This window comes from Ligilactobacillus equi DSM 15833 = JCM 10991 (assembly GCF_001435735.1).
GTDB classification, from domain to species: domain Bacteria; phylum Bacillota; class Bacilli; order Lactobacillales; family Lactobacillaceae; genus Ligilactobacillus; species Ligilactobacillus equi.
Genome location: NZ_AZFH01000107.1, coordinates 1 through 564, shown reverse-complemented (window position 1 = coordinate 564; position 564 = coordinate 1). Strand labels below are relative to the sequence as shown.

The following is a 564-nucleotide window of genomic DNA, read 5'->3' as shown; positions in this document are numbered from 1 at the left end:
ATATAAAAAGCACCTCATAATCGTTAGATTTTGTCTAACAATTATAAGGCACTTCAGCAAGCATGGCTGGATAATTGCTTCTTTAGTTTTTATGGGATTAGCAATAAACCACGGTGATACTATCTCAGCTAATTCAATTTCTAACTCAACTGAGGTAACTTCTACTAAATCATACAAAACTGCTACAGATATAGACACTAACACATATAACCAAATTTCCGAAAAACAAACAGAAGCAACATCTCTCACACCTACCAGAGATGTAGTTGATAAAAATGAGAATACCGCAAACATAAACAACATTAGTACAAAAATAGATACTAATGACGTTAAAAAACAATCACACATTCCCTCCCAAGAAACTTTACCTAACAATACTGATAATCAAATTGATTCTGAATCAATTCATACCAACACACATGCTAATGAAGCAGCTTTTGATTCAGTTTATCTTAACGATGAAGGCCAGCTTCATGTTGAAGGTTGGCATGCAGCTGATGATTCTGACAGTCAACAATCCGCTTGGATGATTGTTTATGATGCAACTACCAATCGTGAAATTAA

Annotated in this window: 1 protein-coding gene; it reads left to right on the top strand. The window is 34.2% G+C overall.

All coding sequences use genetic code 11. The features are described from left to right. Positions 1 to 91: 91 nt before the first annotated feature. On the top strand, positions 92 to 564 hold a 473-nt coding region (locus FC36_RS07115), incomplete at its 3' end, for a hypothetical protein (RefSeq protein WP_156409544.1).